25 protein-coding genes and 3 tRNA genes are annotated in these 24,010 nt (G+C 60.6%); 13 read left to right on the top strand and 15 right to left on the bottom strand.

Annotation, left to right across the window (positions count from 1 at the left end):
* The first annotated feature begins 201 nt into the window (after positions 1-201).
* Complete coding sequence (gene grxD, locus ACR0FC_RS05420) at positions 202-564, top strand: Grx4 family monothiol glutaredoxin (protein ID WP_170338767.1); 363 nt, start codon at positions 202-204, stop codon at positions 562-564.
* An 8-nt stretch (positions 565-572) separates the two neighbouring features.
* Here grxD and ACR0FC_RS05425 read toward each other — a convergent pair whose 3' ends face one another.
* From ACR0FC_RS05425 to ACR0FC_RS05435, 3 genes are read right to left on the bottom strand one after another with little or no spacing between them, the layout of a single operon-like run.
* Positions 573-920 carry an MliC family protein gene (locus ACR0FC_RS05425; protein WP_170338769.1) on the bottom strand — a complete coding sequence of 116 codons (348 nt, stop codon included), beginning with the start codon at positions 918-920 and terminating at the stop codon, positions 573-575.
* Positions 917-1,312, bottom strand: coding sequence for a cell division protein ZapA (locus ACR0FC_RS05430; RefSeq protein WP_170338771.1), 396 nt, complete (start codon positions 1,310-1,312; stop codon positions 917-919). Before ACR0FC_RS05430 ends, ACR0FC_RS05425 begins: the two co-directional genes overlap by 4 nt.
* The gene (locus tag ACR0FC_RS05435; RefSeq protein ID WP_170338773.1) at positions 1,312-1,998 is read right to left on the bottom strand and encodes a hypothetical protein; all 687 of its coding nucleotides are present in this window, start codon (positions 1,996-1,998) and stop codon (positions 1,312-1,314) included. The genes ACR0FC_RS05430 and ACR0FC_RS05435 overlap by 1 nt, the downstream gene beginning before the upstream one ends.
* 235 nt (positions 1,999-2,233) lie before the next feature.
* Between ACR0FC_RS05435 and tkt the strand changes: the two genes are divergently transcribed.
* The gene (gene tkt, locus ACR0FC_RS05440; protein ID WP_170338774.1) at positions 2,234-4,255 is read left to right on the top strand and encodes a transketolase; all 2,022 of its coding nucleotides are present in this window, start codon (positions 2,234-2,236) and stop codon (positions 4,253-4,255) included.
* Positions 4,256-4,312: 57 nt separating this feature from the next.
* Here the strand turns inward: tkt and ACR0FC_RS05445 are convergent, their stop codons facing one another.
* On the bottom strand, positions 4,313-5,284 hold the full coding sequence (locus ACR0FC_RS05445; protein ID WP_170338776.1) for a DUF808 domain-containing protein: 972 nt from the start codon (positions 5,282-5,284) through the stop codon (positions 4,313-4,315).
* Positions 5,285-5,466: 182 nt separating this feature from the next.
* On the opposite strand from ACR0FC_RS05445, the gene gap (ACR0FC_RS05450) reads away from it, so the two are divergent.
* From gap (ACR0FC_RS05450) to gap (ACR0FC_RS05460), 3 genes are all read left to right on the top strand, one after another.
* Positions 5,467-6,468 (top strand): type I glyceraldehyde-3-phosphate dehydrogenase, encoded by a 1,002-nt coding sequence (gene gap / locus ACR0FC_RS05450; RefSeq protein WP_170338778.1) that lies wholly within the window; start codon positions 5,467-5,469, stop codon positions 6,466-6,468.
* A 71-nt stretch (positions 6,469-6,539) separates the two neighbouring features.
* Positions 6,540-6,683, top strand: coding sequence for a hypothetical protein (locus tag ACR0FC_RS05455; protein ID WP_170338780.1), 144 nt, complete (start codon positions 6,540-6,542; stop codon positions 6,681-6,683).
* A 92-nt stretch (positions 6,684-6,775) separates the two neighbouring features.
* Positions 6,776-7,780: a type I glyceraldehyde-3-phosphate dehydrogenase gene (gene gap, locus ACR0FC_RS05460; RefSeq protein WP_170338782.1), complete on the top strand. Its 1,005-nt coding sequence runs from the start codon at positions 6,776-6,778 to the stop codon at positions 7,778-7,780.
* Here the strand turns inward: gap (ACR0FC_RS05460) and coaD are convergent.
* The 3 genes from coaD to ACR0FC_RS05475 all read right to left on the bottom strand — a co-directional run bounded on the left by coaD (position 7,772) and on the right by ACR0FC_RS05475 (position 9,750).
* Positions 7,772-8,263 (bottom strand): pantetheine-phosphate adenylyltransferase, encoded by a 492-nt coding sequence (coaD, locus tag ACR0FC_RS05465; RefSeq protein WP_093961954.1) that lies wholly within the window; start codon positions 8,261-8,263, stop codon positions 7,772-7,774. The genes gap (ACR0FC_RS05460) and coaD overlap by 9 nt on opposite strands.
* Before the next feature lie 85 nt (positions 8,264-8,348).
* Positions 8,349-8,786, bottom strand: coding sequence for a CBS domain-containing protein (locus ACR0FC_RS05470; protein WP_170338783.1), 438 nt, complete (start codon positions 8,784-8,786; stop codon positions 8,349-8,351).
* A 61-nt stretch (positions 8,787-8,847) separates the two neighbouring features.
* Complete coding sequence (locus tag ACR0FC_RS05475; protein WP_170338784.1) at positions 8,848-9,750, bottom strand: LysR family transcriptional regulator; 903 nt, start codon at positions 9,748-9,750, stop codon at positions 8,848-8,850.
* 101 nt (positions 9,751-9,851) lie between these two features.
* Here ACR0FC_RS05475 and ACR0FC_RS05480 point away from each other — a divergent pair, with 101 nt between their 5' ends.
* On the top strand, positions 9,852-11,351 hold the full coding sequence (locus ACR0FC_RS05480) for a CoA-acylating methylmalonate-semialdehyde dehydrogenase (protein WP_170338786.1): 1,500 nt from the start codon (positions 9,852-9,854) through the stop codon (positions 11,349-11,351).
* 221 nt (positions 11,352-11,572) lie between these two features.
* A complete protein-coding gene (locus ACR0FC_RS05485; RefSeq protein WP_437342513.1) occupies positions 11,573-12,169 on the top strand; it encodes a L,D-transpeptidase in 597 nt (198 codons plus the stop codon).
* A 56-nt stretch (positions 12,170-12,225) separates the two neighbouring features.
* On the opposite strand, the gene ACR0FC_RS05490 is transcribed toward ACR0FC_RS05485, so the two are convergent.
* Complete coding sequence (locus ACR0FC_RS05490) at positions 12,226-12,702, bottom strand: fasciclin domain-containing protein (RefSeq protein WP_170338788.1); 477 nt, start codon at positions 12,700-12,702, stop codon at positions 12,226-12,228.
* A gap of 75 nt (positions 12,703-12,777) precedes the next feature.
* Complete coding sequence (locus tag ACR0FC_RS05495) at positions 12,778-13,623, bottom strand: class I SAM-dependent methyltransferase (RefSeq protein WP_170338790.1); 846 nt, start codon at positions 13,621-13,623, stop codon at positions 12,778-12,780.
* A gap of 143 nt (positions 13,624-13,766) precedes the next feature.
* Between ACR0FC_RS05495 and ACR0FC_RS05500 the strand changes: the two genes are divergently transcribed.
* Complete coding sequence (locus tag ACR0FC_RS05500; protein WP_170338791.1) at positions 13,767-14,882, top strand: carboxylate-amine ligase; 1,116 nt, start codon at positions 13,767-13,769, stop codon at positions 14,880-14,882.
* A 3-nt stretch (positions 14,883-14,885) separates the two neighbouring features.
* Here the strand turns inward: ACR0FC_RS05500 and ACR0FC_RS05505 are convergent, their stop codons facing one another.
* The gene (locus tag ACR0FC_RS05505; protein ID WP_170338794.1) at positions 14,886-15,743 is read right to left on the bottom strand and encodes a hypothetical protein; all 858 of its coding nucleotides are present in this window, start codon (positions 15,741-15,743) and stop codon (positions 14,886-14,888) included.
* A 174-nt stretch (positions 15,744-15,917) separates the two neighbouring features.
* Here ACR0FC_RS05505 and ACR0FC_RS05510 point away from each other — a divergent pair, with 174 nt between their 5' ends.
* The 4 genes from ACR0FC_RS05510 (at position 15,918) to ACR0FC_RS05525 (ending at position 19,470) form a co-directional block, all read left to right on the top strand.
* Complete coding sequence (locus ACR0FC_RS05510) at positions 15,918-17,060, top strand: acyl-CoA dehydrogenase family protein (RefSeq protein WP_170338796.1); 1,143 nt, start codon at positions 15,918-15,920, stop codon at positions 17,058-17,060.
* A 7-nt stretch (positions 17,061-17,067) separates the two neighbouring features.
* A complete protein-coding gene (locus ACR0FC_RS05515) occupies positions 17,068-18,102 on the top strand; it encodes an enoyl-CoA hydratase/isomerase family protein (protein ID WP_170338799.1) in 1,035 nt (344 codons plus the stop codon).
* A gap of 3 nt (positions 18,103-18,105) precedes the next feature.
* Positions 18,106-18,978: a 3-hydroxyisobutyrate dehydrogenase gene (gene mmsB, locus ACR0FC_RS05520; RefSeq protein ID WP_170338801.1), complete on the top strand. Its 873-nt coding sequence runs from the start codon at positions 18,106-18,108 to the stop codon at positions 18,976-18,978.
* Between the two features lie 102 nt (positions 18,979-19,080).
* Positions 19,081-19,470 carry a hypothetical protein gene (locus tag ACR0FC_RS05525; RefSeq protein ID WP_170338803.1) on the top strand — a complete coding sequence of 130 codons (390 nt, stop codon included), beginning with the start codon at positions 19,081-19,083 and terminating at the stop codon, positions 19,468-19,470.
* A gap of 12 nt (positions 19,471-19,482) precedes the next feature.
* On the opposite strand, the gene uvrA is transcribed toward ACR0FC_RS05525, so the two are convergent.
* The 5 genes from uvrA to ACR0FC_RS05550 all read right to left on the bottom strand — a co-directional run bounded on the left by uvrA (position 19,483) and on the right by ACR0FC_RS05550 (position 23,656).
* Positions 19,483-22,341: an excinuclease ABC subunit UvrA gene (uvrA, locus tag ACR0FC_RS05530; RefSeq protein WP_170338805.1), complete on the bottom strand. Its 2,859-nt coding sequence runs from the start codon at positions 22,339-22,341 to the stop codon at positions 19,483-19,485.
* Positions 22,342-22,445: 104 nt separating this feature from the next.
* Positions 22,446-23,015 carry a methyltransferase domain-containing protein gene (locus ACR0FC_RS05535; RefSeq protein WP_170338806.1) on the bottom strand — a complete coding sequence of 190 codons (570 nt, stop codon included), beginning with the start codon at positions 23,013-23,015 and terminating at the stop codon, positions 22,446-22,448.
* Between the two features lie 92 nt (positions 23,016-23,107).
* Positions 23,108-23,184 (bottom strand) — tRNA-Asp (locus tag ACR0FC_RS05540).
* 50 nt (positions 23,185-23,234) lie between these two features.
* Positions 23,235-23,311 (bottom strand) — tRNA-Asp (locus tag ACR0FC_RS05545).
* A 210-nt stretch (positions 23,312-23,521) separates the two neighbouring features.
* Positions 23,522-23,656, bottom strand: a complete 135-nt coding sequence (locus ACR0FC_RS05550) for a hypothetical protein (protein WP_260065949.1) — start codon at positions 23,654-23,656, stop codon at positions 23,522-23,524.
* Between the two features lie 211 nt (positions 23,657-23,867).
* Here ACR0FC_RS05550 and ACR0FC_RS05555 point away from each other — a divergent pair.
* Positions 23,868-23,942: transfer RNA gene (locus ACR0FC_RS05555), tRNA-Val, on the top strand.
* Positions 23,943-24,010: the final 68 nt, after the last annotated feature.

The following is a 24,010-nucleotide window of genomic DNA, read 5'->3' on the forward strand; positions in this document are numbered from 1 at the left end:
GAACAAGACAATTGTCGGATATGTGCCCCGACCCCAACGCTTTGAAACACAGACCGTGGGAAGCCGACGGCGTGACAAAAGTCAATGTAATCGACGAGGTTCATGCGATGAACCAGGGTACTGAACCAAGAAACTGGTGGCGCAGCCGCCGATCGAAATGACCGCCCGACAGACGGACGAACGTAAACAAGGAAACGCGAAATGACCGACGTTAAGACCCAGATCGACGAGACCGTCAAAAGCAACGATGTGGTGCTGTACATGAAGGGCACCAAAGAAATGCCGCAGTGCGGATTTTCATCTCGGGTGGCCGGTGTTCTGAACTATATGGGTGTCGAATACACCGACGTGAACGTTCTGGCCGACGAGGAAATCCGCCAGGGCATCAAGGACTATTCGGACTGGCCGACTGTGCCTCAACTCTACGTCAAGGGCGAATTTGTGGGTGGTTGTGATATCATCACGGAAATGACCCTGTCGGGGGAGCTGGACACGCTGTTCGACGAAAACGGTGTCGCCTACAACAAGGAAGCCGCCGACAAAATCCGCGAGGCAAACGCCTGATCAGCCGCTCAGCGGCTGACACAGTCTTTCAAAATATCGGTTTCGTCGGTGGCTCCGGCCGCCGCGAAACTGACCATCGCGTTCCAGCCCTTCGACCGCAGGGTATACGTCCCCTGCCCGTTCACTGACTCGTAACGGATACCCGAGCCGCTCTGGACCTGGCGCAACGCAATCAACTGGCCATCGACGATCATAGCCGCAGCCCCTACGCCGTCGGACGGATTGAAGTATGTCACGGGCAGCTCAACGCCATTCTCGCAGGTGAAGGTCACCGATAGGATGTCGATCTGTGCCATTGCCGGGCCCGAGACCGCCCCGACCAACGCCGCCAGGCACAAACTCCGCAAATGTGTCATCTCGCGTTCTTCTCTTCGATCACCGAGGCCAGCGCCTCGGCTCGTGCCGCCATCTCTGCAAGTGTGTCGGTAACCGAGGGCGGGACAACGGCCACTTCGATCCGTTCTGGTTCTGGCGCGGGCGCACTGCGCATACGCTCCAATTCGCCTTTAACTTCGGCCAGCTTCGCCTCGAGTGTCTTGATGCGATCCTCAGTGGCCGCTGCTTTGTCGGCCAGCATAAGCCCCGCCATCAACAGCATCCGCGACTCGGGCATACGGCCAATCTGGTCGGCCATCACCTGGGCCTCATCGTCCAGCATCTTCGCGGCTGCGTGCAGAAACGGCTCCTCGCCGTCTTGGCAGGAAACCTCAAATCCGCGCCCGCCGATATGAATGGTAACCTCGGGCATTACTCTACCTCTCCTTCTGCCAGGTTGGCATGGGTCAGCAAAGGCTCAAGCCGTGCCAGAACCGCGTGAGCTTCGGCCGCGTCGGTGGCGCGGGCGGCCCGGGTGGCCTCCAGTTCGGCCACGGTTGCCTTGTTTAGAAGCTCGGCATCGGGAACGCCGTCCTCGGCAGCCTTTCGCAGCTCGTCGACCGCTTCGCGCAATTGGTCATTTGCCTTGCGCAAGCGCTGCAGGTCGTCATCCAGCCGCGACATGGCGGCGCCGTGGCTGGCGCGTTCGGCCCGCAGCATTTCCAGTTCGGCATTCAATTCGGGGATACGCTCGGAATCCTCCAACTGCCGCCGCAGCTCGGAGATCTCGGCCTTCAGCGCTGCACCTTCGTCCTGGTTCTCAAGCGCGGCCTTGGCTTCGGCCAGATCCGCACGCGCGGCCTCGACGGTGGCCAGTTTGGCATTGGACTCGCCCAGTTGGGCGCGCAAAGCGTCGATTTCCTGGTCATGCCGCTCTTTCAGAGACTTCAGGCGCTCTTCCAATTGCGCATTGGCCAACTTTTCCTCGTCCAGAGCGGCGCGCAATTGTCCATCTTCGCTGCTCGAGACCGGACCCGCCGATTGCAACGCCTCGATCCCGGTGCCAATCCGATCCATCGCGGCCATGATGCGTCGCTGTAAGTCTTCGATCTGACTCATTGCCCCTGTCACCTCTTTACCAAGGTTCGTTCTGTTTTTCCGATGGCCGAATCAATACGGCTCGTACCGATACTTAGTCTAACGGAATGTTCGCCAAAATACCCACTCTTTGCTTTCAAAGACTTGAGCAACACTCTTGAAGCGATGGCAATGCGCCGCGCCGGGTTCCGCTTGCACTTTGGGGGGTGGATGGTATTCAGCCCGCAATCTGCCGTAATCCAAAGGAACAACACCCGTGGACCTGACTGCGCTGCGCAATGCCAACCCTGAACACTGGGCGAAGGCTGCGGCCATTCGCACCCTGACCCTTGATGCTGTCGCCGCCGCCAATTCCGGCCATTCCGGAATGCCGATGGGCATGGCCGACGTCGCGACCGTGTTGTTTGAAAAACACCTGAAATTCGACGCCTCGGCCCCAAACTGGCCTGACCGCGACCGGTTCATCCTGTCGGCTGGCCATGGCTCGATGCTGATCTATTCCCTGCTCTACCTGACGGGCAACAGCGCAGTTACTCTGGACGAGATCAAGAACTTCCGCCAACTGGGCGCGAAAACCGCCGGCCACCCGGAAAACTTCCTGATTGACGGTGTCGAAACCACCACTGGTCCTCTTGGGCAAGGAATTGCCAATGCCGTCGGTTTTGCGATGGCCGAAGAAATCCAGCGGGCCCATTACGGCAAAAAGGTTGTCGACCACTACACCTATGTAATCGCCGGTGACGGCTGCCTGATGGAAGGTGTCAGCCAGGAGGCCATCACCCTGGCCGGTCGGCACGAGCTGAGCAAGCTGATCGTGTTCTGGGACAACAACAACATCACCATCGACGGCACCGTGGACATCGCCGACCGCACTGATCAGGTGCGCCGGTTCGCCGCTTCGGGCTGGCATGTGATCGAGATTGACGGCCATGACCCCAAGGCCATCGATGCGGCGATTGTGCAAGCAAAGGCGTCGAAGAAACCGACCATGATCGCCTGCGAAAGCCATATCGCGCTGGGTCATGCCGCGCAGGATACCTCGAAAGGTCACGGCGCTCTTACCGATGCCGAACAGCTGAAAGCCGCGAAAGAAGCCTATGGCTGGCCTTATGGCCCGTTCGAAATCCCCGCCGAGGTGAAATCGGCCTGGGAAGCGATCGGCGCGCGTGGCGCAATGGAACGGAAGGCATGGGAAGAGCGGTTTGCCCAACTGTCCGAGCGCAAGCAGGCCGAGTTCAACCGCGCTTATGCTTTCGAGGCGCCGAAAAAGCTGGCCGGCGCAATCCGTACCTTCAAAAAGCAGGTCTCCGAGGATCAACCCAAGCTGGCCACCCGCGCCTCGTCGGAAAAGGTGCTGAACGTCGTGAACCCGATCATGACCGAGACGGTCGGCGGTTCGGCGGACCTGACCGGGTCGAACAACACCAAATCAGCCGATATGGGCGTGTTCCTGCCGGAAAACCGCAAGGGCCGCTATATCCACTATGGCATCCGTGAACACGGCATGGCCGCGGCGATGAATGGCATGGCGCTGCATGGTGGCATCCGTCCCTATGGCGGCACCTTCATGGCCTTCACCGACTATGCGCGTCCGTCGATGCGCCTGGCCGCGCTGATGAAGATACCCAGCGTTTTCGTGATGACCCATGACTCGATCGGACTGGGCGAGGACGGCCCGACGCACCAGCCGGTAGAACACCTGGCGATCTCGCGCGCAACGCCGAACACCTATGTGTTCCGCCCCGCCGACACCGTCGAGACCGCCGAGGCCTGGGAACTGGCGCTGACCTTCAAGGACAGCCCCTCGGTTCTGTCGCTGACCCGCCAGGGCGTGCCGACCGTGCGCACCCAACACAAAACCAAGAACCTGACCGCCCAAGGCGCCTATGTTCTGGCCGAGGCCGAGGGCAAGCGTCGCGCGATCCTGATCGCCACGGGCTCCGAGGTGTCGCTGGCCATGGAGGCAAAAGCGATGCTCGAGGCCGAAGGGATCGGCACCCGGGTCGTTTCGATGCCCTGCATGGAGCTGTTCGCCGAGCAGGACGAAGCCTATCGCAAGAAGGTCCTGCCCGCCGGCCCCGTCCGCGTCGGCATCGAGGCCGCCGTCCGTGCCGGCGGCTGGGACCGCTGGCTGCTGGGCGAGCGCGGCCGCGAGGCCAAGGCCGGATTCATCGGCATGTCGAGCTTTGGCGCATCGGCCCCCGCGGGCGAACTGTACAAGCATTTCGGCATCACCGCCGAGGCGACGGTTGCCAAGGTCAAGGAATTGCTGGGCTGATCCAGCCGATCCGAGCAATCAAAGGGCGGTCATCGTGCCGCCCTTTTCTTTTGGGCCTCAATGGTCCGCTGTCTGCTCTGCCTTTTTGGGCCACAGCGGCGCGATGACCTTGGTCGCCAACGGGATCAGAACGAACCCCCAAGCCAGCCCGAACACGCCGTCCATAGCAGCCTTGCTGATCCACTCCACTGCGCCGGCCCATTGATCTGACACGGCATGACCGGCCGCATAGGCCCAATCGTGGATGTGGTGGCCGAGCCAGCCAAAGCCCAGCACCTCGAGCCCATGGATCATAATCGAGCCACCTACCCACAACATCGCCGCCGTACCCACGACCGACAGCGTCTTCATGACCTTTGGCATCGCCTTGACCAGCCCGCGACCCAGCCCGCGGCCGATCGGTGTCGGCGCGTTCTTGGCCAGATAAAGCCCGACATCGTCCATTTTTACGATCAACGCCACCGAGCCATAGACGGCCACCGTGACACCGATCCCCACAACCGCCAGAGTCGCGGCCTGCATCCAGACATTCGGGGCCTCAATGGCAGAAAGAGCGATGGTCATGATTTCGGCCGACAGGATGAAGTCGGTCTTGATCGCGCCCTTGATCTTCTGTTCCTCCAGATGACCCGGATCACGCACGTTCATATCTTCTTCGATCACGTGGCTTCCATGCGGGAACAGCACGTGAAAAATCTTCTCGGCGCCCTCGAAGCACAGGTATGAGCCACCGACCATCAGCAAGGGCGTTATCAGCCACGGCGCGAAGTTCGCCAGCAACAGCGCCACAGGCAGCAGCAGAATGACCTTGTTGAACATCGACCCGCGCGCGATGCGCCAGATGATCGGCAACTCACGCGCAGGGGCAAAGCCCTGGACATATTTTGGCGTAACGGCCGCGTCATCGATGATCACGCCCGCGGTCTTGGCCCCAGCCTTGCCGGCGGCCGCCGCCACATCGTCGACCGAGGCCGCCGCCACTTTGGCGATTCCCGCCACATCGTCCAACAGGGCCAGCAAACCGCTCATGCCGCATCCTTTCCGTTCATCCGTCGCCCTTTGGACCCTAACCGATCCGACAGCTAGCGCAAGCGTTAGCGCAACCACACCAAGTTTGCGCTAACACATTGCAAATATGGTATTTTCTATCTTTTTTGATGGGCCGATCATCGCTATATCGCCCGGAACACAAGCGGATTTGGAGACGTCAAATGACCATCAAGGTCGGCATCAATGGTTTTGGCCGCATCGGCCGCTGTACCCTGTCGCACATCGCCGCGTCAGGCCGCAACGATATCGAAGTGATCAAGGTCAACGCCACCGGGCCGCTTGAAACCTCGGCGCATCTGCTGAAATACGACAGCATCCACGGCCGCTTTCCGCGCGATGTCTCGATCAGCGGCAACACGATGGACCTGGGTCGCGGGCCTATGCAGATGTTCTCGACCTACGACATGAACGAGCTGGACTGGGAAGGCTGTGACGTTGTTTTGGAATGCACCGGCAAGTTCAACGACGGGCTGAAGGCCAATACGCACCTTGAACGTGGCGCACAGAAGGTTCTTCTGTCGGCTCCAGGCAAGAATGTGGACAAGACGATCGTGTTCGGCGTCAACCACAACAGCCTGACCGCCAACGATAGGATGGTGTCGAATGGCTCGTGCACCACGAACTGCCTTGCCCCGCTTGCCAAGGTTCTGGACGAAGGCATCGGCATCGAAAACGGCATCATGACCACGATCCACGCCTATACCGGCGACCAGCCCACGCTGGACCGCCGCCACAGCGACCTGTACCGCGCCCGCGCCGCCGCCATGTCGATGATCCCCACCAGCACCGGTGCTGCCAAGGCGCTGGGCGAGGTTCTGCCGAACCTCAAGGGGCGTCTGGACGGCTCGGCCATTCGCGTGCCCACGCCGAACGTGTCGGCCGTCGACCTGACCTTCCGCGCCGCGCGCGAGGTGACCGTCGATGAGGTCAACGCCATCGTCGCCGAGGCCGCCAAGGGGCCGATGCAGCGCGTCCTGGGCTATGAACCCGCCCCCCTGGTGTCGACCGACTTCAACCACACCGAGGAAAGCTCGATCTTCGCGCCCGAACAGACCCGCGTCGTGGACGGCCGCATGGTCCGCGTGCTGGCGTGGTACGACAACGAATGGGGCTTCTCGGTACGCATGGCCGATGTGGCCGTCGCCATGGGGCGGCTTAACTGATCTCATCAAGACCGCTTGAACCGCTTCGCCCGCTCAGGTTATCTGGGCGGGCTTTTTTGTTCGGAGCAGCAATGACAAACCAAATCGCGATCTGGCTGGGAGTCCTCATCCTTGGCGGTCTGATGCTGGATTTCGCGCTGTTTGGAACCGAGCACCTCCTGTTCCTCGGCAAGAAGTTCTACGACTTTCTCGACTGGGTCGCGTTCTGGCGCTGACAGAGGTTTTGCTTGACATTTTCGCCTGACTGCCTTTGTTAGCGCTAACTGATTTCAATCGCGGCTTAGCGGCCATTCAGACGGAGCGCGACATGACACTCAAACTTGCAATCAACGGATTTGGACGGATCGGGCGCGGTGTCCTGCGCGGACTGATGGAAAGCGGTCGTACGGATGTGCAGATCGTCGCGATCAACGACCTCGCCAAGCCTGAAATGAATGCGCATCTGTTTGAGTTCGACAGCGTGCATGGCCGCTACACCAAGCCGGTCACCCTGACCGAGGCCGGGCTGGACGTAGGCGCCGGCCCGATCCGGTTGACCAGCGAGCGCGACCCCGAGGCGCTTGATTGGTCGGACGTCGACGTGGTTCTGGAATGCACCGGCGTGTTCCGCACGCGCGAAGCTGCATCTCGCCATTTCAAGAACGGCGCGAAAAAGGTTCTGATCTCGGCGCCGGCGCGCGGGGATGGCGAGGTTAAAACCGTGGTGTTCGGCGTGAACGACCACGAGCTGACCGCCGCCGACACCGTGGTTTCCAACGCATCCTGCACCACCAACTGCCTGTCGCCGGTCGCTGCCGCGCTGGATGCTGGCCTGGGTATCGTGCACGGCAACATGACCACGGTGCACGCCTATACCGCCAGCCAGCCGGTGCATGACGCCGCCGGCAAGGACCCGTACCTGTCGCGCGCGGCTGCCCTGTCAATGATCCCGACCACCACTGGCGCCGCCTCGGCTGTGGGGCTGGTTCTGCCGCAACTGCAGGGCAAGCTGACCGGTCAAGCGATCCGGGTTCCCACCCCCAACGTCTCGGTCGTCGATCTCGTGGTCGAGGTATCGCGCCCCACCACCGAAGACGAGGTCAACGCCCTGTTCACCGAGGCAGCGGCCAAGATCCCGACCGTTCTGGCCGCGGAAACCCGCCCGTTGATCTCGATCGATTTCAACCACGATTCCCACAGCTCGACCGTGTCGCTGGCCGAAACCAAAGTGACCGACGGCACGCTGGTTCGCGTTCTGGCCTGGTACGACAATGAGTGGGGTTTCTCGAACCGGATGCTGGACACCGCTGCCGCGATGGGCGCGCTAGCCTAACCGCTCTTTCAGCGCGATATTGACCTGGGGCGTGACGAATTTCGACACGTCCCCACCCAGCCGGGCGATTTCCTTGACCAGCTTCGAGGCGATCGCCTGGTGTCGAGCTTCGGCCATCAGGAACACGGTCTCGATAGAATCGTCGAGCGCCCGGTTCATCCCAACCATCTGAAATTCATATTCGAAATCGGCAACAGCACGCAGGCCGCGTACGATGATCTGCGCCCCTACGTCCCGGGCGCAGTCTATCAGCAGGTTTTCGAACGGATGCGCAACAATTTCAGTGCCGGTCTGTTCGGTCAGGTAGGCGCATTCCGCCTCAATCATGGCCACCCGCTCTTCGAGCGAGAACAACGGACCCTTGTCGCGGTTGATCGCGACGCCAATCACCAGCTTGTCGACCAGCATGGCTGCCCGGCGGATGATATCGATATGACCCATGGTGATGGGGTCAAAGGTTCCCGGATATAATCCAACCCGCATCGCGCCCTCCTGAGCAAGAAAATTTCTGCGCAAGCAAACACAAGTTTTCCGCAGCTGCAAGAGGCCGCAATGTCGTCAGATGGGGCTAGTGCCCCATGATCATGCCCTGCAGGGCATCTTTTTCCATGGCCAGTTCGGACAATTGCGCTTTTACGACGTCGCCCAGAGTGACGATCCCAATCAGTTTGCCATCTTCGACAATCGGCATGTGGCGGAACCGACCTTCGGTCATGCGAGCAAGAACGTCCTGCACCTTGTCCTGTTGGGTGGCGGTCACCAGTTTCTTGGTCATGTAGGCGCTTACCGGCTGTGTCAGGCACCCGCTGCCACTGGCGGCCAATTCCCGCACGATATCGCGTTCCGAGAGGATGCCGGCTGCGGTTTCGCCCTCGTCCTCCGATACGATCACAGTACCAATGCGCTTATCGGCCAGAATCTTTGCCGCGTCGGACACGGTCATCGAAGGCGCCACCGTCACAACCCCGTCCGTCGACTTGGACTTCAGAATGGCCTGTACAAGCATGGGCAATACCTCCGAAATAATTTTCCCGTTTTCCAAAGCGTTGCCCGATTAGATCAGCCTGTCAAGCTTGGGCTTCGGCTTCCAGCCGCGCAACTTCGTCGCGAATTCCCCGGCTGAGCGCATCTGCAAATCGGTTCAACCGTTCGTTGCGTTGATCACCCTGATGGCGAACCAGGTGAAAGCTGCGCGTCAGACTGACTTGATCCGTCAGAATTTTTTTCAGCTGAGGATGGAATGGCAACGTGAAGTCATGCGCGATACACACCCCGGTACCCAGCGAGGCTTGCCGCAGTTGCACCGAGACCGAGTTCGATGCAAGTGGGACACGATCAATACCCAGATCGTTGAGGTAATCGAGCTCGCGGTCGAAGATCATGTCCGGGATATAACCGATCATGCGGTGACCCTTCAGGTCACCGACCGAGCGAATGGGACCATGCCGCGAAAGATAGTCGGCGCTTGCCACCAGATGCAGCTTGTAGTCGCTGATCCTTTGCACCAGCAGCTTGCCGGCCGTCGGGGCGCTGACGGTTATGGCCATATCCGCCTCGCGGCGCGACAGGTTGATGATCCGCGGCAAGGCCAGGATCTGTATGTCCAGGTCGGGATTCGAGTCGCTGATTTTGGCGCAGACTTGCGGCAGCAGATAGTTGGCGCTTCCGTCCGGAGCACCAATCCGGATTTGACCGCTCAGCGACTTGGTCGCGCCTTCCATCGCGCCAGCCGCTGCGCGCATCGCCTCTTCAGCGCCTTGAGCGTGCTCGAACAGTCGCTCTCCGGCCGAGGTCAGTACGTAGCCCTGCGGTGACTTCGTGAAAAGCGGCGCTTTCAGTGCCAATTCCAACCGGGAAACCCGCCGCCCAACTGTCGCCGGGTCGATCTTGAGCAACCGCCCGGCCGAAGACAGGCTTTCCTCGCGCGCAACCGCCAGGAATACGCGCATGTCATCCCAGTTCGGATCCATCTTTATCCCTGCATTTTTGCAAAACTCTTTTGGGATATTGCCTCTGTTCATGAGATTTATGCAAGCCTATGCTGCGCGCAAATTCAGCGGAGGAGTTTGCGATGCAAGACCTGACCCATTTCATCAACGGCGAATACACACCCGGCACATCCGGTCGATTTGACGACGTCTACAACCCCGCCACGGGCGAGGTTCAGTACAAATGCCCGATGGCCAGCACCGCCGAGACCACGGCAGCTATCGAACACGCCGCTGCAGCCCAGCCCGCATGGGGCGCGACCAACCCGCAAAAGCGCGCCCGCGTGATGATGCAGATGGTCCACCTGATGCATCGCGACATGGACAAGCTGGCCGAGGCGCTGAGCCGCGAGCATGGCAAGACCCTGCCCGACGCCAAAGGCGACCTGCAGCGCGGGCTCGAGGTGATCGAATACTGCATCGGCGCCCCGCAGATGCTGAAGGGTGAATTCACCGACAGCGCCGGCCCCGGCATTGACATGTATTCCATGCGTCAGCCGCTGGGTGTTGTCGCCGCCATTATGCCGTTCAACTTCCCGGCCATGATGCCTTTGTGGCATGTCGGCCCTGCACTGGCCTGCGGCAACGCGGTGGTGCTGAAGCCCTCGGAACGTGACCCCTCGGTACCGCTGATGCTGGCCGAACTGTTCGTCGAAGCCGGTCTGCCCAAAGGTGTGTTCCAAGTCGTCAACGGCGACAGGGAAGCCGTGGATACACTGCTGGACAGCGAGATCATTCAGGGTGTGTCCTTCGTCGGCTCGACCCCCATCGCGCAGTACATCTATTCGCGCGCCACGGCGAACGGCAAACGCGCCCAGTGTTTTGGCGGGGCTAAGAACCACATGATCGTCATGCCCGACGCCGACCTGGATCAGGCCGCCGACGCGCTGGTGGGCGCCGGTTTCGGCGCTGCCGGCGAACGCTGCATGGCCGTTTCGGTGGCCGTTCCGGTGGGCGAGGAAACCGCTGACGCGCTGATCGAGAAGTTGGTGCCGCGCATCGAAAAGCTGAAGGTCGGCCCCTATACCGCGGGCGACGACGTCGATATGGGGCCGGTCGTGACCGCCGCCGCCAAAGAACGCATCCTGGGCCTGATCAATTCGGGCGTGGAACAGGGCGCGAAACTGGTCGTCGACAACCGCGACTTCAAGCTGCAGGGCTATGAAGACGGTTTCTTTGTCGGCCCCCACCTGTTCGACCATGTCACCCCTGACATGGACATCTACAAGCAGGAGATCTTCGGCCCCGTTCTGTCCACCGTCCGCGCCGGATCCTACGAAGAGGCGCTGAAGCTGGCGATGGACCATGAATACGGCAACGGCACCGCGATCTTCACCCGCGACGGCGACACCGCCCGTGATTTCGCCAGCCGGGTCAATATCGGCATGGTTGGCATCAACGTCCCGATCCCGGTGCCGCTGGCCTACCACACCTTCGGCGGCTGGAAGAAATCCATGTTCGGAGACCTGAACCAGCACGGCCCAGACAGCTTCAAGTTCTACACCCGCACCAAGACCGTGACGTCGCGCTGGCCGTCGGGCATCAAAGAAGGTGGCGAGTTCAACTTCAAAGCGATGGATTAACAGACTGAATTTAAGAACAAAGGTCGCCCTAAATTGGGGCGGCCTTTTTGTCCGCAGGCAAACCCAATCCGCCAACCGCCGCCTTGTACCGCTTCTGCTTGGCAAAAAACTGCGCAAGTCTGGACGCGTTCACGAGAATTTCAGCACCGACCTCTGGCTTCACCTCTCTGCTCGGCATAAATTGGCCGGAAATTCGAGCAGTCAGTCGCCAGGAGGCCATCGTGACAACCAGAATTTCCCGCCGCTCGGCCCTTTTGGGTGTAGCATCCGTATTGGCGTCGCCGACCTTTTTGCGGGCGCAGAGCCAGGACGCCTTCCCTCAGAGCGAAGAGGCGATCAGTACTCAGCTTCCCGTTCGCCGCAACGTATCGTCCTTTTCCAAGCAGGACTGGCAGGATCACTTCGATGAACTGGGCGTGGGCTGCTTGCTGGCAGATGTAACCAGCCGGGCGGTGCATTATTGGGGTCCTGACGGTACCTACAAACTGTACCCCAGCTCGGTTCCCATGAGCGAAGAGCTGACCAAACGTGGCTACACCGAAGTCGTGCGCAAAGCGGAAAATCCCAGCTGGACGCCGACCGCATCGATGCGCGAGCGCGATCCCAACCTGCCGGTCCGCATGGAAGGTGGAGATCCGGGCAACCCACTTGGCACCCGCGCCATGTACCTGTCCTGGCCGGCTTACCTGGTGCATGGCACACATGACACCCGCAAGATCGGACGCCAAAGTTCATCCGGGTGCATCGGGTTGTACAACCAGCATGTCGAGGAACTGTATCCTCTGGTCCAGATCGGAACAAAAGTCAGACTGCTTTGAAACGACAAAGCCCCGGCCGATCGACCGGGGCTTTGATTTTGTGGCGAGTGGCTTGATTACTCGGGGATCAGAACCGTGTCGACGACGTGGATGACACCGTTGCTTGCCTCGATGTCGGCCTGAACAACATTCGCTCCGTCGACCTTGACACCATTCTTGGCATTGACGCTCAGACGTTCGCCCTGAACTGTCAGGACCTTCGCGCGCTTACCAGCAATGTCACCCGACATCACTTTTGCCGGCACAACGTGATAGGTCAGGATGGCGACCAATTGATCTTTGTTTTCAGGCATCAGCAGCGTCTCGACAGTGCCCTCGGGCAGAGCGGCGAACGCTTCATCGGTGGGCGCGAACACCGTGTAGGGGCCTTTGCCCTTCAGCGTGTCCACCAGACCGGCGGCCTGAACAGCGGCAACCAGCGTGTTGAACGACCCGGCCGAAACTGCGGTGTCCACGATGTCTGCGGCTTGGGCTTTCATCGGCAGTGCGAGTGCGACGGCGGCTGCGGCACCCATGAATGTACGACGGAACATGTTTAGTCTCCTCTCCAGCGTGATATGGAAAGGGGTACGCGCGCTTTCAAAAAGCGGATCACGAAAAAATCTGCTTTACCGCTTCTGAACCCAAATACTCTGCGCGCGGCCTTCAGTCAGAAAAGGCAACGCTTCGACAGCATCGGGGCGCGCCTGCTGAAGGTAAAAACCGGGCCAAAGCATTGAAAAAGAACCAGATTGCAGCAAAGCGTGCAGCATGTACTGCTCGCCCCAACCCGGGCAGTCGTAGAAGAACCGTTTGGGGTATTCATAGGGCAAAAAAACATCGTGGACATGGATCACGACGCCCGGTTTCAGGTTCGGAATGATGCGGCAGAACAGATGCGCTACGTCATTGCTCATGCGCACGACATGGCTCGAGTCGATGAACAGAACGTCTCCGGCCTCGAGCTGATCGAACACGGATGCGTCGACCTCTTCAAGTCGTTTTTGTTCGAATTGATCAACAACATGCGCGATGTCTGCGCGCGGATACGGGTCGATCGCCGTGATCCGCGTTTCCAAGCCGCCGTCTAGAACGGCTTGCCGGGTCACTCGGGTGGAGTTTCCACATCCGACCTCGACGACGCGTTTCGGCTTGAACCGCCGGATCATCAAGTACAGAGCGTCGGCGTCCGGACTGTCGTAGTACCCGTTGCCGATCCGGTAGCCGGTCTGGTTCCGCTCAGGATCTTTCAAGGCAGCCAGTGCTTCGGCATGGACCGTATATTCTGAGACCAGTTCGGCAATATCGAACCCTTCCATCCCGGGTGACAGGGCATAGGCCGGTCGGGTCAGGCCGCCAACCCGCTCGAATGCTTCAAGCCGTGCCCGCTCATCCCGCTCGGGTGCCTTGTCGATCAACCGTGTGCCGAACCTGTCCAAGAATGCATTGAGCTTCGGGAATTTCCTGGGTTTCACGTCACACGGCTCCGATTATCTGTCTGGCTTCTGGGGTGCTTACCGTCGGCACACGGGTCAGCGCAAGGTCGATGGCGCCAAAGCCTTGGCAAAAGAGCGGATTCCGTATTCACTGATCCCAAAAGGGAACGGGAGGCCCGCACATGCAGCAGGATTTCACGATCGGCATCGAAGAGGAATACCTGCTTGTCGATCGCGACAGCTTGCAGCTGGCTCAGGCGCCCGAGGCATTGATGCAGGCCTGCCAGGCGGATTTTGAAGGTCAGGTCAGCCCGGAATTCCTGCAATGCCAGATCGAGGTTGGAACCCGCCCGCATACGACGGTCAAATCCGCACGAGAGGACCTCAGGCGGCTGCGGTCCGGTGTCGCCAAGCGCGCCGCCGAGCACAACATGGCACCGATCGCCGTGTCCTGCCACCCGTTTGCAGATTGGAAAGACCAGCATCATACGCGCAAGGAACGCTATGACAACCTGCAACATGCCCTCGGCGGCGTGGCCCGCCGGATGCTGATCTGCGGCATGCACGTGCATGTGGGCGTCGAGGATGAGGCGCTGCGAGCTGACCTGATGCCACAGCTCAGCTATTTCCTGCCGCATCTGCTGGCGCTTTCAACCTCCTCACCATTCTGGAACGGACAGGATACCGGGCTGTCCTCGTATCGCTTGACGGTGTTCGACAACCTGCCCCGCACCGGCCTGCCCCCCATTTTTGGCAGTTGGTCCGAATACGAGCGCACCACCGGTGTCCTGGTCGAATTGGGTGTAATCGAGGATACCTCGAAAATCTGGTGGGACCTCCGACCGTCGCACAGCTATCCGACTCTCGAGACGCGGATCATGGATGTGCAGCCTCGCATGGAACACGCGCTGTCGCTGGCGGCCATGGTACAGGCATTGACCCGAATGCTCTGCCGTCTGAAAGACCGCAACCTGCGCTGGCGGCAATATGATCGGTTCCTGATCGGCGAAAACCGTTGGCGAGCGCAGCGCTACGGTGTGGGTGAAGGGCTTATCGACTTCGGAGACCGCTCGATCAAGCCGATGCCCGACCTGATGGGGGAGTTGATGGGCATGTTGGCCGAAGATGCCGAAGCATTGGGCACCATGGCCGAGTTGGCCCGTTTGCGTCAGATCGCCGAGAGCGGCACCTCAGCCACGCGACAGCGTCGCGTTCACGCCGAAGCGCTGGCCAATGGCGACGATCCGGGCCAGGCGGTGGTCCGGCACCTGATTGACGAATTCCACGCTGATCTCTGACTCTCACACCGCATTGAGGATCTGTCTGATCCGGTCGGCCACGGGCTCGTACAGGCTGCGGGCTTTCCAATACCCATTGTGCGAAAACGGATTCCATCCGGTGAAGATGTTACCGACCCGGATTGCCTGGTCGGTGATCTCACCCGTTCCGACAAGCTGCCCATAGCTGGGCGCGATCGGTCCAAGGGGGAAGCCAAGAACGTCGTGCTTGTCATAATAGTTCTGCCACCAGTTATGGAATTGCAGGGTCAATGGCAATTCCTGGTTGGGGCGTTGGATCGGCGTGATGTCCTGTTCGGGATAGGCGAACAGAAAGATCGGGATGTTGCAGCCAAACGTGACCAGCCCGGCCACTGTCTGCATGTCTTCCACCGGAACACCGTGCTGCGGCAATCCACCGTGGCGCAGATGGCGCTGAAGGTCATAGATGTAGTTCGACATGATATGCCCACCCAGGGAATGGGCGACGATCAGGATGGGGGCACGCTCGCCGATCTGAAACCGGACGATGCGTATCACTTGCGCAACTCGTTCATGGATCGCGGCATAGGTCTTGTCGCTGCCGTCGGGAGTCGGGCGATAGGATGCCGCGTCGGACAGGTTGCACACTACGAAACGGCGCGTGCGGTCATAGCCAGTATAGGGGCTTATGCTGTTCAGATAGGCCATCTGCCGCCCCTGCAGGATCTGCGCCCAGATCACCTCGTGCCAGGCAACCTTGCTCATGTCCTGCCCCAACTGCCGCCCCACCCGGTCGTGCAAGTCGCTCGAAAACGTCGGCACCGAGGACGGCTGGTTCGGCCCGACCGACTGGCTGCCCATTCCGTGTATCGCAACCACGGCCATCTTGTAATTCGACATCCACAACTCCGATCAATCAATAAAACGAATGGCTCAGCATAACCGCCTTTTGGCAATCACCCAAATCCGGCGCACGTGCATCACGGGGTTTGCTCAGCGTGAAAAATTTCTGTAAGGATTGCGCAATAAATAAACAGTCGTTCAATTCACGTCGCCACAAGGGGGAGACCGGCCATGGATTTCGCGCTGACCGAGGAACAGACGGCCATTTTCGATATGGCCTACGCGTTCGGGCAAGAACAGATCGCACCTTTCGCCCGCCAGTGGGAGGCCGAGGGCACCATACCCAAGGATCTGTGGCCCAAAGTCGGCGAACTGGGCTTTGGCGGGCTCTATGTGTCCGAGGAAAGCGGCGGTTCGGGCCTGACCCGTCTGGACGCCACGCTGGTGTTCGAGGCGCTGTCGATGGCCTGCCCCTCGGTCGCGGCCTTTCTGTCGATCCACAACATGTGCGCCAAGATGCTGGACAGCTTTGCAAGCGATGAATTGAAATCGCGCATCATGCCCGACGTTCTCAGCCTGAACACGGTGCTCAGCTATTGTCTGACCGAACCGGGCTCGGGCTCGGACGCGGCCGCGCTCAAGACGCGGGCCGAGCGCACCAACGAGGGCTATACGCTGAACGGCACCAAGGCCTTCATCTCGGGCGGCGGCTATTCCGATGCCTATGTCTGCATGGTGCGCACAGGCGGCGACGGGCCCAAGGGGATCTCGACCGTCTATGTCGAGGATGGCACACCGGGCCTCAGCTTCGGCGCACTGGAACAGAAGATGGGCTGGAAAAGCCAGCCCACCGCGCAGGTCCAGTTCGACGACTGCAAGATTCCGGCCGAAAACCTTGTCGGGACCGAGGGCGACGGGTTCAAATACGCGATGATGGGCTTGGACGGTGGGCGCCTGAACATCGCCTCATGCTCGCTGGGCGCGGCGCAGGCGGGGCTGGATATGACGCTGCAATACATGTCCGAACGCAAGGCCTTCGGCCAGACAATCGATCAGTTCCAGGCCCTGCAATTCCGGCTGGCCGACATGGAGATCGAACTGCAGGCCGCCCGCACTTTCCTGCGTCAGGCCGCATGGAAGCTGGATCAGGGCGCGCCCGACGCCACCAAATTCTGCGCGATGGCCAAGAAATTCGTGACCGAGACCGGATCGAAAGTGGTCGATCAGTGCCTGCAGTTGCATGGCGGCTACGGCTATCTGGCCGACTACGGCATCGAAAAGCTTGTGCGCGATCTGCGGGTGCATCAAATTCTGGAAGGCACGAACGAGATCATGCGCGTGATCGTCGCCCGCCAACTGCTCGCCCATCGCTGAGGTTTCCATGTCCGATATCGACATCCGCACCACGGGCCGCGCCGGCCGGATCACCCTGACCCGGCCCAAGGCCCTGAATGCGCTGAGCTATGAGATGTGCATGGCCATCGACACCGCCCTGCGCAATTGGCGCGAGGATGACGAGGTCGATCTGGTCATCCTTGATGCCGAGGGCGAAAAGGCCTTTTGCGCGGGCGGAGACATCGCCGAGTTGTACACAACGGGCACCAAGGGCGACTATGCCTATGGGCAGAAGTTCTGGCGGGATGAATACCGCCTGAACGCGATGATCTTCGAGTATCCCAAGCCGGTGGTCAGCTTCCTGCAGGGCTTTACGATGGGCGGCGGCGTAGGCATCGGCTGCCATGGGACACACCGGATCGTCGGCGAAAGCTCGAAGATCGCGATGCCCGAATGCTCGATCGGGCTGGTGCCGGATGTGGGTGGGTCGCTGCTGCTGGCGCTGGCGCCGGGGCGGCTGGGCGAATATCTGGGCGTCACCGGCGCGCGCATGGGTCCGGGCGACGCGATCTATGCCGGGTTCGCAGACCACTTCATCCCGCAGAAGCAATGGCCCGACATGATCGAGATGCTCGAGGCCTCGGGCCAGGCCGACCTGCTGGCCGAACACGCCGCCCCTGCCCCGGACCGCACCTTGCCGCAGGACGACATCGACCGTTTCTTCGGTGGTGAAACCCTGGGCGACGTACTGACCGACCTGCGCAATGGCGACACCGAATTCACGCGCGGCGCGCTCGAGGCGATGGGCCGCAATTCGCCGCTGTCCATGGCCTGCTCGATTGAGATGCTGCACCGCCTGCGCGGCCCCGCCCTGACCATGCGCAAGGCGCTGGAGCTGGAATACCGCTTTACCTTCCGGTCGATGGAGCATGGCGACTTTCTCGAAGGTATCCGGGCGCAGATCATCGACAAGGACCGCAACCCGGAATGGCAGTTTGCGGACATGAACGTACCGGCCGCGGCGGTATCACGGATGCTGATGCCGCTGGGCGCGGACACGCTGACATTCGAGGAGGAGTGAAACATGAAGATCGGATTCATTGGCCTGGGCAACATGGGCGCGCCGATGGCGGCCAATCTGGCCAAGGCCGGTCACGACGTGACCGGATTCGACACCGCGGGCGTGTCGGTCGAGGGCGTGACCAAGGCTGAAACGGCCATTGATGCTGTCCGCGGGGCCGAGGCGGTCATCACCATGCTGCCCAATGGCGACATCCTGCGCGCGGTGGCCGATCAGATCATTCCGCACATGGAGAAAGGCGCGGTGTTCATCGACTGCTCGACCGTCGATGTGGACAGCGCCCGCGCCGTGGCGAACCAGGCCGAACAGGCCGGGCTTCTGGCCGTGGACGCGCCCGTTTCGGGCGGAATCGGTGGCGCGGCCGCAGGCACGCTGACCTTCATGGCCGGTGGCTCGGACGCGGCCTTTGCCAAGGCGGCCCCGCTGTTCGAGATCATGGGCCAGAAGGCGGTGCATTGCGGCGCGGCGGGCGCCGGTCAGGCCGCCAAGATCTGCAACAACATGATCTTGGGCGTCACCATGATCGCCACTTGCGAGGCCTTTGCCTTGGCCGACAAGCTGGGCCTGGACCGGCAGAAGATGTTCGACGTGGTCAGCACTTCGTCTGGCTACAGCTGGAGCATGAATGCCTATTGCCCCGCCCCCGGTGTCGGGCCGCAGTCACCTGCCGACAACGGCTACAAGCCCGGTTTCGCTGCCGAGCTGATGCTCAAGGATCTGCGGCTCAGCCAGCAGGCCGCCGAAAGCGCCGATGCGGACACGCCGATGGGCCAGATCGCCACTGCACTGTACGAACAGTTCGTCGAATCCGAAGACGGCAAGGGCATGGATTTCTCGGCCATGCTGCCCCGGTTCGAAAAGCGCGGCCGCAGCTGAGCTTGGGCGGCATTTCGCCGCCCAGGGCTTGCACTTCTGGCGGGCATTCCAAAATACTGGGAAAAGCGGCATGACGGCGCGACGAACCGAGGGGAACCGCCCATGAAGACACTGTTGAATATTGCACTGCTTGCCGGCCTGTCACTGACCCCGGTTTCGACGCTGGCTGACAACGGCAAAGGCAAGGGAAAGAACAAGGACACGTTCTCGGTCGAGCGCGTGGCCCCGCAGAAAGGCGCAAAATCCGTTGCCAACTGCCCGCCCGGGTTGGCCAAGAAGGCCGTGCCCTGCGTCCCGCCCGGCCAGGTCAAGAACTGGTACAAGGTCGGCGACCGGATTGATCGCGACTATGTCTGGATCGACGATCCGTACCGCTATGGTCTGAAACGCGGCGGCAACTACGTTCGCGCGGGCGACTACGTTTACAGCATTGACCCCGATACGCGCAAAGTGCTGAACCTGATCGGCGCGGTGGCCGATATTCTGTACTGACGCGCAGGCAGCCTACTCGGCCGCCACGCGTTCGGGGTTCAGCATCGGCTTGAGGTATCGCCCGGTGTGGCTGCGCTCACATTCGGCGACCTCTTCCGGGGTGCCCACGGCCACGATCTCGCCGCCGCCATCGCCACCCTCGGGGCCGATGTCGATGATCCAGTCGGCGGTTTTCACCACGTCCAGATTGTGCTCGATCACGACGACAGTATTGCCCTGATCGACCAGTTCATGCAGCACTTCCAACAGCTTGCGCACGTCTTCAAAATGCAGGCCGGTTGTGGGTTCGTCCAGAATGTACAAGGTCCGGCCCGTCGAACGTTTTGCCAGCTCTTTCGACAGCTTGACCCGCTGCGCCTCGCCGCCCGACAGAGTCGTAGCCTGCTGGCCGACCTTGATGTAGCCTAGCCCGACCCGAGCCAGCGCATCCATCTTGTCGCGGATCGAAGGTACGGCCTTGAAGAACTCCTGCGCGTCCTCAACCGTCATGTCCAGAACGTCGGCGATGGACTTTCCCTTGAACTTGATCTCGAGCGTCTCGCGGTTGTAGCGCGCACCCTTGCAGGTCTCGCAAGTAACATAGACGTCGGGCAAGAAATGCATCTCAATCTTGATGACCCCGTCGCCCTGGCAGGCCTCGCAGCGCCCGCCCTTGACGTTGAAGCTGAACCGCCCGGGCTTGTAGCCCCGCGCCTTCGCTTCGGGCAGCCCTGCGAACCAGTCGCGGATCGGGGTGAAGGCGCCGGTATAGGTGGCCGGGTTCGACCGTGGCGTGCGCCCGATGGGCCGCTGGTCGATGTCGATCACCTTGTCCAGATGTTCGAGCCCTTTGATCGTTTCGCAGGGCGCAGGCGTCTGACGCGCGCCGTTCAGACGCATCGAGGCGGTCTTGAACAGCGTCTCGATCGTCAAGGTCGACTTGCCGCCGCCGGACACTCCGGTCACGCAGACGAACTTGCCCAGCGGAAACTCGGCCGTCACGTCTTTGAGGTTGTTGCCCGAAGCCTTTGCAACCGTTACCTTTTTCTTGTTCCCCTTGCGCCGCTCTGCGGGCACCGGAATTTCCCGCGCCCCCGACAGATACTGCCCCGTGATCGAGGCCGCATCGGCCGCGATCTGCTCGGGTGTGCCGTGACTGACCACCTGCCCGCCATGCACGCCGGCACCGGGGCCGATGTCGAACACATAGTCGGCCTCGCGGATGGCTTCCTCGTCGTGTTCGACGACGATCATGGTATTGCCCTGATCGCGCAGGTTCTTCAACGTACCCAAAAGGCGGTCATTGTCGCGCTGATGCAGCCCGATCGAGGGTTCGTCCAGCACGTAAAGCACCCCGGTCAGGCCCGAGCCGATCTGGCTGGCCAGCCGGATGCGTTGGCTTTCGCCACCTGACAGGGTGCCACTTGAACGAGATAGCGTAAGGTACTCCAAACCTACGTTATTCAGAAATCCCAGCCGCTCGCGGATCTCTTTGAGAATCGCGCGGGCGATCTCGTTCTTCTGGGCGCTCAGGTGGTTCGGCGCGTCCTCTACCCAGGCCAGAGCCTCTTTGATCGACATCTCGACCACCTGGCCAACATGCAGCCCTGCGATCTTGACGGCCAACGCCTCGGGTCGCAGTCGATAACCCTCGCAGGTGTGGCAGGGACGGTTGTTCTGATACCGCTCGAATTCCTCGCGGATCCACGCGCTGTCGGTTTCGCGATAGCGGCGCTCCATGTTCGGGATCACGCCTTCAAAGCTGCGGGTCACCTGATAGACCCGTCCGCCTTCGTCATAGCGGAACTGGATTTCATCATCGCCCGAGCCATGCAGAAACACCTGCTGCACATGCGCCGGAAGGTCCTTCCACGGCGTGTTCTTGTCGAACTCATAGTGGCGCGCGATCGCCTCGATCGTCTGCAGGAAATAGGGCGACTTACCCTTGCGCCACGGGGCCAGCGCACCGTCATACAGTTTCAGCGTTTGATCGGGCACCACAAGCCGTTCGTCGAAAAACAGCTCGACCCCCAGCCCGTCGCAATCCGGGCAAGCCCCAAAAGGCGCGTTGAACGAAAACAGGCGCGGTTCGATCTCGGGGATGGTGAACCCACTGACCGGACAGGCAAAGTTCTCGGAGAACGTGATGCGCTCGGGCTCGCCCTCGCGCGGGGCGGTCTCCAGTATCGCGATGCCATCGGCCAGGTCCAGCGCGGTGCGCAGGCTGTCGGCCAGGCGGGTCTCCATCCCCTCGCGCACGACGATCCTGTCAACGACCACGTCGATGTCATGGCGGAACTTCTTGTCCAGCGTCGGCGGCTCGTCCAGTTCGTAGAACTGGCCATCGACCTTGACGCGCTGGAACCCCTGCTTGCGCAGTTCCAGAAACTCTTTCTTGTATTCACCCTTGCGGTCACGAACGATGGGCGCCAGCAGATAGCCTCGGGTGCCCTCCTCCATCGCAATGATCCGGTCGACCATGTCCTGCACCTGCTGGGCTTCGATCGGCAAACCGGTGGCAGGGCTGTAGGGCGTGCCTGCGCGCGCGAACAGCAGGCGCAGATAATCATAGATCTCGGTCACCGTTCCCACGGTCGACCGCGGGTTCTTCGACGTGGTCTTCTGCTCGATCGAGATCGCTGGGGACAGGCCGCTGATGTGATCCACATCGGGCTTTTCCATCATGTCCAGAAACTGGCGCGCATAGGCTGACAGGCTTTCGACATAGCGGCGCTGGCCCTCGGCATAGATCGTGTCGAACGCCAAGGACGACTTGCCCGATCCGGACAGGCCCGTGACGACAACCAGCTGATCGCGCGGAATGTCCACGTCGATGTTTTTCAGGTTGTGCTCGCGCGCGCCGCGCACCTCGATATTCTTCAGCTCAGCCATCCAGGCCCCCAACACACAAGTGTCCTAGAGATAGGCGAGCGACGCTGAGTCTCCAACCGAAAAGTTAGAACAAAGTGTGAACGAGCAGATTTTCTCCGCTTGGGTCACCCGTCTTCGGGCTTTCGCGCCATGGCCCAGGCACAGATCGGAAAATCCGGGTCGTTTTCCAGACTGTCGGTTTCAGGGTCATAGACGGGCGGCCAGACCGGTTCGAGGTTGCGCAAAGCCGCCTGACGGTTGCCCCATTGTGCGGCCTGAATACTTTCCGGATCAAAGCCACATTCGGTCAGCAGGTTGCGCAATCCCCGCGCTGACCAGCGCGAACAGTCGTGCGGTGCGGCATGGAATGGGATGAAGAACGGCACGGCCAACCAAAACCACCCTCCCGGCCGCAGCATTTCGAGCACGTTCAGAGTGGCTTCATAGGGCCGGTCAAGATGTTCCCAGACCTGGTTGGCCAAGATCAGATCGAATTGTCGAACCTCAGCACGCTCATCCATCAGCGGGCCTTTGCAGTTATCGTGCTGACGATGCCAGATCTGGGTATGGCTGCGAAACCCGAACTGCGTTCCCCATTTTCCCGAAATTTCGGCGCAATCCAGCGCCTCGGGCCCCAGACTCCCTATCCATTTCTTGCTTTGACGAACCATGACGACGCGGTTCAAGCTGACCATCGAAAACCCCGACTGCGTGCTACCTGCCGGGACCGATTGTCCAGAAAAGCAAAACTGTGTCCACAGGGAACGCAACGACTTTTGAGGAGAAGTGGCGCGGTTGACGGGGCTCGAACCCGCGACCCCCGGCGTGACAGGCCGGTACTCTAACCAACTGAGCTACAACCGCGCATTAGGGTCTATGTCGATCCGTTTGCCTGGATCAAAGGCTGGCAGCGATGGCGCGGTTGACGGGGCTCGAACCCGCGACCCCCGGCGTGACAGGCCGGTACTCTAACCAACTGAGCTACAACCGCCCGCTGCCCGTTCATTGCTGAACGTTGGGGTGTATTATGGCTACGCCCGGGCATCGTCAAGCGGCGTTTTCAAGTTTTTTGCACGAACCGGAAAATTTGTTCCCGAGCGCGTTTGGCATGCTCCTTTGGGATAGCGCCGGCGCGGAGACACCCTAACCCTTGGTTGCCATCGCCGAGCCGCAACAAAACGGCGAACTTGCCAACGAATAGTCAGACGGCAGATTCTACTGCTAACAATTGCCCTGCAAAATCCCCCTCGACACAAATCGCTTGGCTTTCATAGCCGTCCACGTTGCAGTCGTTTCCTAGTTCCGGGACGAATTCAGCGATCAGTGTCTGGTTCATACCAAGGCTTCATTTGTTTCGGTTTCAATCTGGCGCAGCTGGCTCGCTGCATTAACCGCATTTGGGCTGCGCCACTTGTTAGACGCTCAAAACTATCGGACAGGGAAAAAGCCCAGTCACAGGACCCAAACGGTCTTGTCCGGATATGGAAAAAAACCGCATGCCTCCCCTCTTGCAGCCGGATAGAAAGCACTGTAATACGCCGCCCTACGGGTGATTAGCTCAGTGGTAGAGCGCTTCGTTCACATCGAAGATGTCAGGAGTTCAAATCTCTTATCACCCACCATTCCCTCTCTTTTTCAACGCTTGATACGGATGAGACTCGGCGTCTATCCTTGAGTTCGGGCCGGTGCA

Source organism: Ruegeria sp. BB9, from assembly GCF_056539345.1.